This is a genomic window from Roseibium aggregatum IAM 12614 (assembly GCF_000168975.1).
GTDB classification, from domain to species: Bacteria; Pseudomonadota; Alphaproteobacteria; order Rhizobiales; family Stappiaceae; genus Roseibium; species Roseibium aggregatum.
Genome location: NZ_AAUW01000008.1, coordinates 272,454 through 286,708, shown reverse-complemented (window position 1 = coordinate 286,708; position 14,255 = coordinate 272,454). Strand labels below are relative to the sequence as shown.

The window sequence follows — 14,255 nt, the reverse complement described above, 5'->3', positions numbered from 1 at the left end:
TCCCGATCTTCAACCTGGCAACACGTGAAGACCATATTGCCCCGCCCAAATCGGTGTTTCTAGGCTCCGGCTGCTTCGGCGGTCCGGTCGATTACGTGCTGGCTGGCTCCGGACATATCGCCGGTGTGGTCAACCCGCCTGCAAAGAAAAAATATCAGTTCTGGACCGGCCCGGAGGCCAAGGGAACGCTGGAAAACTGGCTCAAGAATGCAGAGGAACATCCGGGTTCATGGTGGCCGTACTGGGATCAGTGGATCCGTTCGCATGACGACACCAAGGTCAAGGCCCGCAAACCGGGAGCAAACCGGATCAAGATCCTGGAGGATGCCCCCGGCTCCTATGTCATGACCAAGGTCTAGCGAACCAGCAGAACCTCTTCTGTCCGCAGTTCATTTGGTAGCGCGTACAAGGCATAACAAACGACCATAGTCCGTTATGCAAAATATATAGAAATCCCGACATCAACGAGAACCGCTTTGCCTTTGTTCTAGTTTTTGACCGTGTTTCTAGCAGCTTGGTTGATTTCCGGACCATCCGAGGCTTGCATGTCAGGTCGGGGAACAGAACTGCGAAGTGTGCTAAGTTCAAAGTTTGTGTTCAGAGGCGAATTGCTTGCGGCTGGGCCAATCCTCGCCCTTGAAGACGGCTACTATGAGCAAACCTTATCGTTCCGGATAACCTATTCTTTTATCGGCTCTTTTTCCGAAGGAGACGTCCGAGACATTGCATTTCAGTATCCACTCAATCCAAACAGATACAGCACCGGCCCGGAGCCAGAGATACAAATTGGCGAGGGATACACTGTTGTTCTGGACAAGCTTTGGATTCCTAGGCCAATGAATGTGGATGCTGCGGCTCCATCCTCAGAGGGCTCTGATGAAAGTCGAATTGTCCATCGCTGGCATAAATTTCGCTGCGGTGCAAACGGGCTACGTCTGCGAAAGAACTCTCACGATCACGCGAAAGCAATATGGTGGGTATTCAACGGCGCAAGACATACGCCAGAAATTCGCGCGGACATTCTAACCGAATTTCTAAGCATTAATGGGCGGTTTTGAAACGAAGACCCTGTAGGCATCTGAATTTCTTACCCGAAATGTGCGTCCAGCGGTGTCAGCGTCATCGCCAGCAGCTTTCCGAATTTGCTCGCCGCCATTGGACGACCGAAATGATAACCCTGGACGACTTCACAACGGCAACTGGCAAGAAACGCCTGCTGCTTTGCCGTCTCCACGCCTTCAGCCACCACGCAAAGGCCTAGCTCCCTTCCAAGAGAGATGATCGCCTTGGCGATACAGCGGTCACTTTCGTCAAAATCCAGATCGCTGATGAAACTACGATCAATCTTGAGCCTTGTCAGCGGAAAGATCTTCAATGCGGTGAGACTTGAATACCCCGTGCCGAAATCGTCTATCGCAAGCTTCACACCCAGCCGGCGGAAATCATCCATCAGCTCGACGGCCTGGTCCGCATTCTGAATCAACAGGCTTTCCGTCAGTTCCAGTTCCAGATATGTCGCGTCGAGACCGGTTTCTTGCAGCGCCTCCCGGACGTCCGAAATCAGGCCTCCATCCCGGAATTGCCGGGCAGATACGTTGACCCCGACGGTGATCGGCAACAGTCCGCTATCCTGCCACTCCTTGTTCTGTCTGCATGCTTCCCGCGTCACCCATCTGCCGAGCGGCACGATCAGGCCGCTTTCTTCAGCCAGAGTGATGAACTCGCCGGGCATCATGCGACCGAGATCCGGGTGCTGCCAGCGGACCAGCGCTTCCGCGCCGACGATGCGTCCGCTGACAAGATTGTACTGCGGCTGATATTCGAGGAAGAATTCACCGCTTTCGATGCCCTTCCGCATTTCCTCCAGAAGCGTCAGCTTGTTGACCGAACGTTCCGGGCGGGTTTTCTCGAAAACCTTGTAGCTGTCGCGCCCCGCAGACTTGGCGTCGAACATGGCCTTGTCGGCATTCCTCAAAAGCTGAGCTGCACTGTCCGCATCTTGCGGATAACAGGCGGCACCTATGCTGCAGGTCACGTGGAATGACAGGTCATCGATCTGGATCGTCTTGGTAATCTCGTTGCGCAGCCGCGCCATGAACTCGTTCAGTGCGGATTTCTGCGCCGTCTCGCCATCGACGATCAGGACAAATTCATCCCCGCCGAACCGGATGGCCTGATGTGCGCCGTTGTGAACGGACATGATGCGCTCGGCGACAATCATCAGCACCTGATCGCCGATCCCGTGTCCGAAGCTGTCGTTGACGAACTTGAAATTGTCGAGGTCGACAAAAACGACGGCAACCGGTGCACCGGTTCTGTCGGATTCGGAAACCTTTTCTTCCAGCTTTGTCTTGAACTCCTGCCGGTTGGGTAGACCGGTCAGAACATCATGGTTGGCCAGATAGCGAATCTTGCGTTCGGCACGGTCCCGCTCGACGGCCACGGACGCGAGCCGGGCCGCTTCGAGGGCCAGTTTCAACTCGTGGTCGGTCGGGCTGCGTGTTGACTTTGTGTAGAGCCCGAAGGTGCCCAGAACCTTGCTGTCCTTGCCGAAAAACGGCACCGACCAGCAGGACCGCAGATCATATGGCGCGATGAGATCGCGCACATCCTCCCAAAGGCTGTCTTTCAGTACATCCTCGACGATAACGCTTTCCCGACGGAAAACCGCGGTACCGCAGGACCCCATTTTGGGACCCACGGGTATACCGTCCGTCAGGTCAAGGTATTCCTGCGGCAGGTTGGGGCCCACGGTCGCCAACAGGTTTTCGCCGGCATCATCCAACAGCATGATCGACCCCATGACACCATCCAGTTGGTCCTCGATGGTCAGCACCAGGGTTGTCAGGACCTGTTCCAGCGGCTTGCCCGCCGCAATTTGCTGCAGGACCTTGTTTTGACCCTGCTGCAGCAGCAAGGCTCTCTTGCGTTCGGTTATGTCCCTCGACAAACCGATGATGCCGACAACCTCACCTTCGCTGTTTGTCACCGGATACTTGGACGAGGAAAACCATTTCCGTTTGCCGTTTTCCAGAATCAAGGGTTCTTCAAAATCGATGCGCGGAATATTCGACGCCATGATCTCCTGTTCGATGGCGTGGAATTTCAAGCCCGTCTCTTTTGGGTGAAGGTCCAGATCCGTCTTGCCGATCAACTGCGCAACGTCAAGGAGACCCACATCCAGCGCAACCTGCTGGTTTGCCATGACGAAGCGCGAACTCCGGTCCTTTACGTAGAGGTAATCGGAAACCTCGTTAAGAAGCGCGTGAAGTGAATCCTTGCTCAGCCGCAGTTCATCGTTTGCGGACAACGCTGCGATGCGGTTTAGCCGATCAAGCTCGGAACCCAGAGACGAAATAATGTCGCTGCTTTCCACGCCACCTTCATCTTGGCTCGTTTGTAAGACCATGCCCCAGCCCAATTGATAGGAATTAATAAACTCAAGTATTTGGCTATTTTCACTGATGTTAGACTAAAAAACAATGAACCGGACAGAACCTGGGCCTTTTAGCCCCCTGGCTATTCATTCTTTATTCAAGCAGACGGCAATTACGGCCAACCACTTTGAAGATACACCAATTCCTCTGCACGATATCGCACCCAATACTTTCCTGCACGACATATTCTCATTGAGAATTTTACGTAAATTGATATTGCTTGAGACAGATTGTCGTTTGCCAAGCGCCCATGTCGCCGAGTAAGATTAATGCATATTGGAAAGGCTGGCTGCAGCATATGCAAACCTCGCGACGTCACTTGAGTCCGCTTGCCCGTCCGGCATTGAAAGATGCCAATGGACTGAAGGCTCCCGTTCTTCTGCCGAAAGCTGCATCGGGCAAGCCGGCACCGGCCCTGTCGACGGTGATGAAGATCGTTGCCCCGGGTTTGTTGACCGCCGCCTTGTGGACGCAGGTCTGGCTTGGAATTTGGGGCGCGCTTCTGGTTGCGATCGGGGTTCTGGCATGTGTCATCACCCTCCCGAGCCTCGTCGGAGAAACCGGCAAGACAACCGCTTGGGCGAAACAGGTGAGTTTCGGCGAGAAGGTCTGGCTCAACAGACTGTTTCTTCCGGTTCCGGCCACTGACAGTGCCAGGCTGACGACGCTTTACCTCGTGTTCTGGATGGGTGGGCTGATCGCCCTGCTTGGCGGCTTCCTGATGTCGCCGATCCTCTCGCTGACCGGCCTGCTCGTCGCCCACGCGGCCCAGTTCGTCAGCTTCGTCAAGCTGGTTCAGCTCTATCGGACCATGAAGGACAAAACCCCGCTCTACCGTTTCTGGACTGCCGTTCCGCAAAACGACAATCTTCCGAACGACATCGCGCGCAGCAACCGGCACTGACGCCCGGTTCGCTCTCGGCTCCTGTCACAGTGAAGCTTTCGGGTTCAGTCTGCTGTACTCAAATCAAGATTAACTATGGCGACCAGCCCGAGGGATGCCAACGCAATCAGGGTTTCCCTGCCCGCGAGCTCGCGGCCGCCATTTTGTTGCTGAATGTCGAGCACCCAGTCCCTGCCGGTGACAAACCTTTTCAGCCCTGCCAGCAACCCGGCTTTCTTGCCTTGTGACTGGTCCCGGTGTTTGCGGGTCAATGTTCCTGCAAGGACACCGTTTTCCAGAAGCACCAATGCTTCCGTGTCACCGCCCAGCATGGCTCGAACGGTCTGTCTGGCAACGCTGTCAGGATCGGCCAGTTCATAATCTACGCCGCCACCCGGCAGTTCAAGTTTCCAGCCTTTTTTCAATGATCCCCGCCCCAAGACCCGACCGATGCAGACACCGGTCTCGGATGTAAGATCCCAGCTTCCTGTGCCGACCTTGGCTGTGCGTCCGAGTGACCAATCAGGTCCTGCCTCTAGGTGAATGCTGGTGACGCCTCTCATGTGCGCTTTATCCAGATCAAACGTCATCGCTGGAGCACCATCCAGGCTCTCTTCTCCCGAAAAGACCTTGAACTGTCTGGAGACACCGGGCGGCAAGGGAATGCTGCCCGGCGTCTTCACAAACCGCAAACTGAGGACCTTTTCCACGTTGCAGCCCTGCTCTGGTCTAACCAGCCTGTTTGCGCTTTTCCGCAAGCAGGCCGATGTAGGTCAGTGCAACGCTTGCGCCGGCAATGGAGGTGATATCAGCATGGTCATAGGCCGGAGCGACTTCGACGACATCACCGCCCACGAAGTTCAACGATCCCAGCCCGCGCAGGACCGAGAGCGCCTCGCGGGATGACAAGCCACCCGCAACCGGCGTTCCCGTGCCGGGGGCAAAGGCGGGGTCCAGACAGTCGATGTCGAAGGTCATGTAGGCCGGCCCGGAACCAACCCGTTCCCTGATCCTGTCAATCACGCCACCGATTCCCAGATCGTCCATCTGGTAGCCGTAGACGATGTCCAGCCCGCAGGTCTCAGGCGCATGGGTCCGGATGCCGATCTGGATCGACCTGTCCGGATCGATCAGGCCTTCGCGAACGGCTCGTCCGGTAAAGGTGCCATGGTCGATCCGGTCTCCTTCGTCGTTCCAGGTGTCCTGGTGTGCATCGAACTGTACCAGGGCAAGCGGTCCATGCTTGGCCACATGCGCCTTGAGCAGCGGATAGGTGACGAAATGGTCGCCGCCGATGGAAAACAAATGAGTCCCAGAGGCAAGAATATCGGCTGCCTGGGCCTGAATGTGTCCGGGAATGTCGGCGTTGCGGCCATAATCGAAGACGCAATCGCCATAGTCCACGCAGGCGAGCACCTCGAAAGGATCCATCTCGAACGGGTACTGCGGATCGCCATCGAAAATGGCGGAGGCACGGCGAACGCCCTGTGGTCCGAACCGGGCGCCGGGGCGATTGGAAACGGAAGCATCGAACGGGATGCCCCAAACCGCCAGGTCAATCCCTGTCAGGTCGCGGCTGTAGCGGCGGCGCATGAAGGACAGCGCGCCGGCATACGTCGGTTCATGCGAACCACCCTTGACCGATTTCCCCAGAAATGCGTTGTCGGTTTCCCGAGGCAATTCTGCTGACATGACAATTTCCTTGAAGTCTTATGTGGCAGGATCTTGGTGTACCGCTGCGGATCAAGCGGTACGAACTGCCGGGTGTGTCATTTACCGGACACCCGAGGACGGTGTTTCAGGTTTTACCAGCGATGTCTCGTCGCGCCAATCCCGTGCGGCAAAGCCCGTCGCATTGTCTTGCTCCTGAATTGTCCGCTTGCGATGCAGGGCCAGTCCTGCTGCGGTTCTTGTCAACCGGCGGCATATGTCGAAAGATTGTGCGGTCTTAGCCTCCGACCAAAGGAAATCTGCGATGAGCGACAGTGGCCATCACGACCATGCCGAGAATGCCCCCCACGGACATTCTCATGGTCACAGCCACGATCACGGCCACGGTCATGGCAATGATCATGGCCACGGGCACGACCACACGCCGGAAGTGACCGACAGGAACGCGCGCGCCGTTGCATTGGCCGGTCTGCTGATCGCCGCCTTCATGTTTGCCGAACTGGTGGGAGGTTGGCTTGCGGGGTCCCTTGCGCTGATGGCAGACGCCGTCCACATGGTTACGGATGCCGCCTCGCTGGGACTGGCCTGGTGGGCGTTCCAGCAATCCAAGAAACCGGCAGATGCCCGGCTCACCTATGGCCGAGACCGTTTGCCGGTGTTGATTGCCTTTGCCAATTCCATTTTCCTGCTGGTGGTTACAGGCTGGATCTGCGTTGAAGCCGCCGGCCGATTTATGGAACCCGAGACAGTGCTTGCAGGACCGATGTTCATCATCGCCGTCATCGGCTTTTTGGTGAACATAGGTGCGTTTTTCATCCTTCAGCGCGGCGGCGACGGATCACTCAACATGCGATCCGCGATCCTGCACGTGCTTGGCGATCTCCTCGGCTCCGTTGCAGCAATTGCCGCCGCCGTCGTGATCTATTTCACGGGCTGGTATCCCATTGATCCGATCCTGTCGGTGTTCGTGGCCCTGCTGATTGTGCGCTCCGCTGTCTCGGTCATGCGCCAGTCCGCCCATATTCTGCTTGAAGGGGCACCGGCTGACATCGACAGGGACACGTTGAAAACCGATTTGCTGAACGCAGTCCCGGGTCTGGTCGACGTCTATCATATCCATCTCTGGTCGCTTGCCGAGGGCAAGATCAACGCAACAATGCATGCCACATTGAAGCCGGAGGACGATGCGGAAAACGTACTGAGGCAGATCCGCGAACGGCTGAAATCCCGGCACGGAATTGGCCATGTGACCATCGAGATTACCGAGGGTTCTTGAGGCCGAAGGCCCAGGCTTCGTCGTCAATACTGGTTTCGGCCTAAAATTCAGCCTGTTTACGCCGGATTATATCTTGTCGGGTAAGGTATCTCCAGGATGGCTGGCTATGAAAGAAATTTGGCGCAGGACCCGGCACCTCCGGGCTGGAACGCCAGAAGCGAGAACACCGCTCCCCCGGACGGTGCAGCCGGCATAATTACGATCTACGTGTGCCTTGCCATTCTGGGAACGCTCGCTGCCCTGGGCGGAGCCCTGTCTGCGCTGACAGGATTCGGTTCATAATCCCTGCTTGCCACACAACGTATTGTCCTCAGGAATATTCTCCGGCGTTCCCGCAAGTGCGCCAATTTCCCTTTGGCAAATAAGTATGGGGCGTTGTCGCCTTCGGCCCCCGGGACTAAAACGGGGAACCAGACCAGCGCAAGCTGGTCCATTTCCATGAGGATTTCCTGCCGTGGCAAAAAAGACCCAGAAGATCCTGCGCGGCAGGCTGCTCTCCTTCTCAGCCGCCCCCAAGGGGCCAGACGATACGCAGGCTTACAGCTATATCGAGGACGGCGCCCTGCTGATCGACGGCGGCAAGATTGCTGCCTGCGGCGAGTTTGCGGACGTTGCCTCCTCCGCGGGTGAAGAAACAGCCATCATTGATCATCGGCCACATCTGATCCTTCCCGGCTTCATCGACACGCACATCCATTTTCCGCAGGCACAGGTGATCGCCTCCTGGGCCGATCAACTTCTGGACTGGCTGAACGACTACACGTTTCCTGCGGAAATGAAGTTTGCGGACAAGCCGCATGCGGACCGGATCGCGGGTGCCTTTTTTGACGCGCTTGTTGCCCACGGCACCACCACGGCCTCCTCCTATTGTTCCAGTCATCCAGCCTCGGTCAACGCTTATTTCGAGGAAGCCGAACGGCGCGGCATGCTGATGCTTGGCGGCAAGACAATGATGAACCGGAACGCGCCAGCCGACCTGTGCGACACCGCCCAAAGCGCCTATGACGACAGCAAGGCTTTGCTGGAGAATTGGCACGGACGCGGTCGAGCGCATTATGTCATCACCCCGCGCTTTGCAATCACGTCGACACCCGGGCAGCTTGAAGCCGCCGGATCACTGTTGCAGGAATACCCGGACTGCCATTTGCAGACCCACATCAACGAGAACCACAACGAAATCGCCTACACGCTGGAGCTCTATCCGGAAGCAGCGGACTATCTTGGCGTTTACGAAGGGTTTGGCCTTCTCGGCCGCAAGACCTTGCTCGGTCACTGCATCCATATGAATGACCGCGAACTGGGTGTTATGCGGGAGACCGGTTCTGTTGCCGTATTCTGCCCGACATCCAACCTCTTCCTCGGCAGCGGTCTCTTCAACAAGGCCGGGCTGGAGCAGGCCGGCGTCCGCACAGCCATTGCAACGGATGTTGGCGGCGGCACCAACTATTCCATGCTGCGCACCCTTGATGAAGGCTACAAGGTTCTGCAGCTTCAGCGTCAGCGCCTCCACCCGCTAGACTGCTTCCACTGGATAACGCTCGGCAACGCCAAAGCGCTGTCCCTGGAAGACAGGATCGGCACCCTGGAGCCCGGCACCGATGCCGACCTTGTGGTCCTGAATGCGCGTGCGACCCAGCCGATGGCCTTGCGGATGGAAACTGCTGAGACTCTGTCGGAAGAGCTTTTCGTGCTGCAAACCCTTGGCGATGATCGTGCAGTCGTTGAAACCTACGCAGCCGGACAGGCCTTGAAGTCCTGACAGTTTACCGGGGCACGCCTAAATGCCCCGGCTTTTGGCTGCCTTAGCCAGCGTGCCTAGCCCTGAATGGGCGGAACAGCAACAGGCTGAACCCTGTAGCGGCAAACAGGAACAACGCCAGCGCCGTTCCACGGTAGACAGCGGCAAAACCGCAGTCCTGAATGGGCATGGTCAGGAGTAGCGGCGAGACGACCTGCCCCAGAAACATCGCCGTCGTCACGATGCCCGAAACACTGCCGCGCCGTTCTTCAGGAGCGACTTGCAAGGCAAGCAGCAGAAACGACGGCTGAACCAGAGAATATCCCGCCCCGACCAGCGCTGCGCCGCCGAGGATGAGCGGCCAGACGGCGTCGATCGAAAGAACGGCAAAGCCCAGCCCCATCAGCGCAAAGCCGATACCGAACGAAGCAGACAGACCAACAATGGAGCTGATCCGACGATAGGCGATCGCCACGACGCCTCCGGTGAGCGTCAGTGCTCCCAACCCCACCGCGGTGCCAGAAGCGCTCTCAATGCCGTTTTCATCAAGATAAAACGGCAACTGACTGGGCATCAGGAAAAAGAACATAACGGTGACCATAGTCAGGAACCCCACCGCCAGAGCCGGAATGATCCAGCCTTTTTGCGGTACGGAAACCCGGTTTATGGATCTTTCGGAAGCGCTGTCGCTCCGCGCGGTTCGTTCCCGCTTCAAGATTGGCAGCAGCAGCGGCACAAGCAGGACCGGCAACATGTAGACTAGGAACGGCAATCGGGGAGACAGGCCTGCGAGCCAGCCGGCAAAGCCGATGAACAGGAAGCCACTGAAATTGATCGCCGCGGTCTGCCATCCCATGAAGGCACTTCGGCGCTGACCGGAAAACAGGTCTCCCACCAGCGCAACCTGCGCCGTCATCGTGATCGCGACCGCCACACCCAGCAAAAGACGACTTGCCAGGATCGACTGCAGATCCGGCAGATAAGCGCCGGCGCTGCCGGCAAACGCAAACAGAAGAACGCCGGCCAGAAGTAGCGGACCTCTGCCGAACCTGTCGGCGGCCAGACCCGCAAACGGTGCGACCAGGACAACCGACAACGACGGGGCTGCGACCAGAAAGCGGGTCAAATAAGCTGCCGCCGGTTCATCCGGGAAACTGGCTTCAAGCGCCGGCAAGGCCGGGCTGATGGTGGCATTTGCCATGATTTTCAAAGTTGCCGTCATCAGCAGCGCGATTGCCGCCGTTTCCAGCCAGAGCGGTTTTCCTGATGGCGAAGCTTGAGCCGACATGGGCGTTTTTCCTTGCATTTTGAAAGCGAGGAGCACAGCCTACAAATTCAAGTCGACTTGAGGTCAATAGATGAAATTCATGGATATTTCCGAAGTTTCGAAACAGACCGGCATCGCATCGTCGGCCATTCGCCACTATGAGGAAAAAGGCCTGATCACGTCCGTCGGCCGCCGGGGGCTGAAGCGTCTGTTCGGGCCGGAGGTGCTGGACCAGCTTGCCCTGATCACGCTTGGCAAGACCGGCGGGTTTTCGCTGGAAGAGATCAAGGCGATGTTCGGCCCGGACGGCCGCCCTGCACTCTCCCGGCCCGGGCTTCACCAGAGAGCTGATGACCTCGACAGGCAAATCCATACCCTTGAAGCCCTTCGAGACATGATCCGGCATGTCGCCGACTGTCCGGCTCCGTCACACATGGAATGCCCGAAGTTTCAGCAGCTAATCCGGATCAGTGGCCGTAGAAAACGAGATGAGCGCGCTGCTCGCCATGCAAAACCAGCCAGATCGTTTCCCGCTCGCCGCAGACCATCACCTTCTTGAAAAGAACAGAATGAGCTGACGCGCCTGCCTCTGGAAGAGCCCTTGTTTCGCGGGCTTTTCGTGATGCTCTTCGACGGACCGGATGACACTGCGAACGATCAGGACGGCGGCAACGCCAAACAGAACACCTCCGGCCGCCTGCCCGATCAGAACCCCGGGCGCTCCGTAAAGCATTCCGCCAACCAAAACGAAGGGAATGGTACCGGCTGTATGCCGCCCCCAGTTGAGCAGGGTGGAATAGAATGGACGGCCCAGATTGTTGAAACAGGCATTTGCGACAAAAATCGCGCCGTTGAAAAAGAACGCCAAGGCCAACGGACCGCAGAAAAGGTATATCAGGGTCAAGGCGACGCCGTCAGCTTCGAACAGATGTGCAACAGGACCGCGGAGCAAGAACAGAACAAGTGCGGCAAGGCCGACCACAAGTGCGGTAAACAATAGCGCTGCGCGCAACGTGTCGCGCACCCGGTCGAACCTGCCGGCCCCATAGTTCTGACCCACAATCGGCCCGACGGCTCCTGACAGGGCAAAGATGGTTGCAAACGCCAGTGGTGTCATACGGGCGACCACCGCCATTCCGGCCACGGCTTCCTCTCCGAATTCGGCCATGGACCGCGTTACCCAGGCCTGCCCGACAGGTGTCGCAAGCTGGGTGAGGATTGCAGGACAGGCAATTGCTGTAATCGATGGCATCCCTCTGACAAGGGCCATTGGCCGGGGCAGCGAAAGGCCTCCGTGGAAACGAACGATCGGCACCAGCGCGAACACGGCAATGGCAACGCGGGACGCGGCACTGGCTATTGCTGCTCCTGTCAGCTCCAGATCGAAGCCGAAGATCAGGATCGGATCGAGCACCGCATTAACAAGGCCGCCGATGATGGTCGACATCATTGCCCAACGGGCATCGCCATGTGCCCTCAGAACAGCCCCGCCCGCCATGCCCAGCAACAGCAGGGGCAAGGTAGGTACGATGATCGCCAGATAATGAACCGCAAGATCATGCGTCCGCCCCGTCGCGCCCATCAGCGTGACGAGCGGGCCTAGCGAAAACCAGACGGCCAGGGCAAAGACCGCGCTGAACAGAACGCCCGCTGTCAGGGCGTTGGAAGCCTGCTGTCTTGCGTCCTCTTTGTCCCCTGCCCCCAGCGCCCTGGCCACAAGGGCGCCGGCAGCGATGGCAACCCCGATGTTGAACGAAGTCGTGAAGAAAAGGATCGCGCCGGCATATCCGACGGCCGCCGCCAGTTCCGCCTTGCCCAGCATGGAGATGAAGATCATGTCGACAAAGTCGACCGCAAAGATCGCCATCAGACCAACAGAAGCGGTCAGAGACATCACGGTCACATGGCGAAACAGACTGCCGGACAGGAATTTTGCCTCTGTCGCAGGCTCCTGATCTTTCACATTCGAATTCAGCGGTTTGCCCTCGTCTTGCGTGACACCAACCGATCCAAAGCCCCAGCAGGTATCGATGCCAACAAAAAACCCGCCGGATCGCTCCGGCGGGTTTTTCGAACTGGTAACTTCCAGATCCAGCGATTAACGCTTGGAGAACTGGAACGACCGGCGTGCCTTGCGCTTACCGAACTTCTTACGTTCAACAACGCGGCTGTCGCGGGTCAGGAAGCCGTTCTTCTTCAGAACGCCACGCAGCTCCGGCTCGTAGTGGGTCAGAGCCTTGGACAGGCCGTGGCGCACGGCGCCAGCCTGACCGGACAGACCACCACCGGTAACCGTTGCGATAACGTCGTACTGGCCTGCACGGTCGGTCAGCATGATCGGCTGCTGAAGGATCATTTGAAGAACCGGGCGAGCGAAATACTCGGTGTAGTCCTTCTTGTTGATCACGATCTTGCCGGTGCCCGGCTTGATCCAGACGCGGGCAATAGCGTCCTTACGCTTGCCTGTTGCATAGGCCCGGCCATTGGCGTCCAGCTTCTGGACATGGACCGGAGCTTCGGGGGCAGCGGTTTCGACCGCACCGCCCAGTTCTTCCAGGGATTGCAGCTCAGCCATCGTTAAGCCCTCTTGCCATCATTCTTTGCGTTGAGGCCCTTGACGTCGACGAGTTCCGGCGACTGAGCTTCATGCGGGTGGGTCGGACCAGCGTAGACCTTGAGGTTCTTAAGCTGCTTGTTGGACAGAGGGCCGCCCGGCATCATGCGCTGAACGGCTTTTTCCAGGACGCGCTCCGGGAAACGACCTTCCAGGATTGCACGTGCAGTGCGCTCCTTGATGCCGCCCGGGTGGCCGGTGTGCCAGTAGTACTTCTTGTTGTCGTACTTGCGGCCGGTGAACACAACCTTGTCGGCATTGATGACGATGACGTTGTCACCGGTGTCAATGTGAGGCGTGAAGGTCGGCAGATGCTTGCCGCGCAGGTGATTGGCGATGAATGCGGCAAGACGGCCGACAACCATTCCTTCTGCGTCGATCAAGATCCACTTTTTCTCGACCTCAGCCGGCTTGGCAGAGAAGGTCTTCATGAGATTGATCCGTACTGGTCGGTTAAAGAAAAGGCCCGCGCGGCCTGTATCAAGCCAGCGAACGGACCAAAATTTCGTTCGGTGGCGCTTATACGCTCACCCAGAATGGGCGTCAAGCACCTTATTTCCGGCAATGTTCCTAATTACTTATATTTTTCAATATCTTAAAAAAACGGTATCATAATACCGCATAATTTTGTGTGTTTAGGCACATCAAGATCCCGCAATTCAAGGCAGGTCGCGTCTTCCTGAGTGAGCTTCCCCTCAAATTGGAGCCTGATTGTGGTGAGTATTGGCATCAAACCAACCTCAAAAACTGTGCTCGCACCATTTTTTCCAAGTGACAACGACGCGGCCGAAACGCGAACGGCAGCTCTACTTTTTGGCTTCCGCTTGAAGGGGCACCTGTCATTGAATTGACAGGTCTCTCCGTTCAGGCAGAAATCCAGCATCAATGCCAACTTAACGTAGCGCAGTCAGCGCGGCGGAACGGAATAGGTTGCCGTCGCGTGGGCAACGAGCTCTTCCTGCCCCTCACCCGCAATTGCGCAATCAACCACCGCAAGACGTTTGCCGAGCTTCAGTAGCCGGCACGTGGCAAGAAGATCTCCCGCGTCCGGTTTGCGCAGGAAATTGATGTTCAGGTTTGTGGTGACTGCAAGCGCGACCGGGCCGATGTGAGCCAGAATCACGACATAGGCGGCAAGGTCGGCAAGGGCCATCATCGCGGGACCGGAAACGGTGCCACCTGGCCTCAGATGCAACTCATTTGCGGACAGACGCACCACCGCCTCTCCGGGCGAGACGCTGTCGATTGCATATACGCGCCCACCGGCATGAATCTGCGGGAACTCTCTGTCCAGCATCTCCATTATTTCAGGCCCTGTCATAACCGGCGTCATTCAGCCCCTCCCTATCCTTCTCTTTTTCAACCTGTA

13 protein-coding genes and 1 pseudogene are annotated in these 14,255 nt (G+C 57.5%); 6 read left to right on the top strand and 8 right to left on the bottom strand.

The window, feature by feature from the left end:
• Positions 1 to 359 (top strand): annotated as a pseudogene (locus SIAM614_RS13195) (class I poly(R)-hydroxyalkanoic acid synthase); the annotation flags it as partial.
• Positions 360 to 1,087: 728 nt separating this feature from the next.
• Here the strand turns inward: SIAM614_RS13195 and SIAM614_RS13185 are convergent.
• Positions 1,088 to 3,376 (bottom strand): sensor domain-containing protein, encoded by a 2,289-nt coding sequence (locus SIAM614_RS13185; protein WP_208983976.1) that lies wholly within the window; start codon positions 3,374 to 3,376, stop codon positions 1,088 to 1,090.
• Positions 3,377 to 3,756: 380 nt separating this feature from the next.
• On the opposite strand from SIAM614_RS13185, the gene SIAM614_RS13180 reads away from it, so the two are divergent.
• Positions 3,757 to 4,341, top strand: a complete 585-nt coding sequence (locus tag SIAM614_RS13180) for a DUF6653 family protein (RefSeq protein WP_006935177.1) — start codon at positions 3,757 to 3,759, stop codon at positions 4,339 to 4,341.
• 44 nt (positions 4,342 to 4,385) lie between these two features.
• Here SIAM614_RS13180 and SIAM614_RS13175 read toward each other — a convergent pair whose 3' ends face one another.
• Together SIAM614_RS13175 and speB are read right to left on the bottom strand one after the other, a co-directional pair.
• Entirely contained in the window at positions 4,386 to 5,012 is a 627-nt protein-coding gene (locus SIAM614_RS13175) for a hypothetical protein (RefSeq protein ID WP_040440086.1), read from the bottom strand.
• Between the two features lie 37 nt (positions 5,013 to 5,049).
• A complete protein-coding gene (gene speB, locus SIAM614_RS13170) occupies positions 5,050 to 6,012 on the bottom strand; it encodes an agmatinase (protein ID WP_040440084.1) in 963 nt (320 codons plus the stop codon).
• A 283-nt stretch (positions 6,013 to 6,295) separates the two neighbouring features.
• Between speB and SIAM614_RS13165 the strand changes: the two genes are divergently transcribed.
• The 3 genes from SIAM614_RS13165 to guaD all read left to right on the top strand — a co-directional run bounded on the left by SIAM614_RS13165 (position 6,296) and on the right by guaD (position 9,026).
• Positions 6,296 to 7,267 carry a cation diffusion facilitator family transporter gene (locus tag SIAM614_RS13165; protein ID WP_006935173.1) on the top strand — a complete coding sequence of 324 codons (972 nt, stop codon included), beginning with the start codon at positions 6,296 to 6,298 and terminating at the stop codon, positions 7,265 to 7,267.
• A gap of 96 nt (positions 7,268 to 7,363) precedes the next feature.
• Positions 7,364 to 7,549 (top strand): hypothetical protein, encoded by a 186-nt coding sequence (locus SIAM614_RS13160; RefSeq protein ID WP_006935171.1) that lies wholly within the window; start codon positions 7,364 to 7,366, stop codon positions 7,547 to 7,549.
• A 172-nt stretch (positions 7,550 to 7,721) separates the two neighbouring features.
• Positions 7,722 to 9,026, top strand: coding sequence for a guanine deaminase (guaD, locus tag SIAM614_RS13155; RefSeq protein WP_006935169.1), 1,305 nt, complete (start codon positions 7,722 to 7,724; stop codon positions 9,024 to 9,026).
• A gap of 43 nt (positions 9,027 to 9,069) precedes the next feature.
• Here guaD and SIAM614_RS13150 read toward each other — a convergent pair whose 3' ends face one another.
• On the bottom strand, positions 9,070 to 10,293 hold the full coding sequence (locus tag SIAM614_RS13150) for an MFS transporter (RefSeq protein ID WP_006935166.1): 1,224 nt from the start codon (positions 10,291 to 10,293) through the stop codon (positions 9,070 to 9,072).
• A 70-nt stretch (positions 10,294 to 10,363) separates the two neighbouring features.
• On the opposite strand from SIAM614_RS13150, the gene SIAM614_RS13145 reads away from it, so the two are divergent.
• Entirely contained in the window at positions 10,364 to 10,831 is a 468-nt protein-coding gene (locus SIAM614_RS13145) for a helix-turn-helix domain-containing protein (protein ID WP_006935164.1), read from the top strand.
• On the opposite strand, the gene SIAM614_RS13140 is transcribed toward SIAM614_RS13145, so the two are convergent.
• The 4 genes from SIAM614_RS13140 to SIAM614_RS13125 form a co-directional block, all read right to left on the bottom strand.
• Positions 10,820 to 12,235 carry an MATE family efflux transporter gene (locus tag SIAM614_RS13140; protein ID WP_006935162.1) on the bottom strand — a complete coding sequence of 472 codons (1,416 nt, stop codon included), beginning with the start codon at positions 12,233 to 12,235 and terminating at the stop codon, positions 10,820 to 10,822. The genes SIAM614_RS13145 and SIAM614_RS13140 overlap by 12 nt on opposite strands.
• Positions 12,236 to 12,370: 135 nt before the next feature.
• The gene (rpsI, locus tag SIAM614_RS13135; protein WP_006935156.1) at positions 12,371 to 12,847 is read right to left on the bottom strand and encodes a 30S ribosomal protein S9; all 477 of its coding nucleotides are present in this window, start codon (positions 12,845 to 12,847) and stop codon (positions 12,371 to 12,373) included.
• 2 nt (positions 12,848 to 12,849) lie between these two features.
• Entirely contained in the window at positions 12,850 to 13,317 is a 468-nt protein-coding gene (gene rplM / locus SIAM614_RS13130; RefSeq protein WP_006935155.1) for a 50S ribosomal protein L13, read from the bottom strand.
• A gap of 476 nt (positions 13,318 to 13,793) precedes the next feature.
• A complete protein-coding gene (locus tag SIAM614_RS13125; RefSeq protein WP_040440082.1) occupies positions 13,794 to 14,219 on the bottom strand; it encodes a PaaI family thioesterase in 426 nt (141 codons plus the stop codon).
• Positions 14,220 to 14,255 lie beyond the last annotated feature (36 nt).

Bases quoted from the DNA above. Each gene is read 5' to 3' on its own strand.
- speB (WP_040440084.1), bottom strand. From the start codon at position 6,012: ATGTCAGCAGAATTGCCTCGGGAAACCGACAACGCATTTCTGGGGAAA.
- SIAM614_RS13165 (WP_006935173.1), top strand. From the start codon at position 6,296: ATGAGCGACAGTGGCCATCACGACCATGCCGAGAATGCCCCCCACGGA.
- SIAM614_RS13160 (WP_006935171.1), top strand. From the start codon at position 7,364: ATGGCTGGCTATGAAAGAAATTTGGCGCAGGACCCGGCACCTCCGGGC.
- SIAM614_RS13150 (WP_006935166.1), bottom strand. From the start codon at position 10,293: ATGTCGGCTCAAGCTTCGCCATCAGGAAAACCGCTCTGGCTGGAAACG.
- SIAM614_RS13145 (WP_006935164.1), top strand. From the start codon at position 10,364: ATGAAATTCATGGATATTTCCGAAGTTTCGAAACAGACCGGCATCGCA.
- rpsI (WP_006935156.1), bottom strand. From the start codon at position 12,847: ATGGCTGAGCTGCAATCCCTGGAAGAACTGGGCGGTGCGGTCGAAACC.
- rplM (WP_006935155.1), bottom strand. From the start codon at position 13,317: ATGAAGACCTTCTCTGCCAAGCCGGCTGAGGTCGAGAAAAAGTGGATC.
- SIAM614_RS13125 (WP_040440082.1), bottom strand. From the start codon at position 14,219: ATGACGCCGGTTATGACAGGGCCTGAAATAATGGAGATGCTGGACAGA.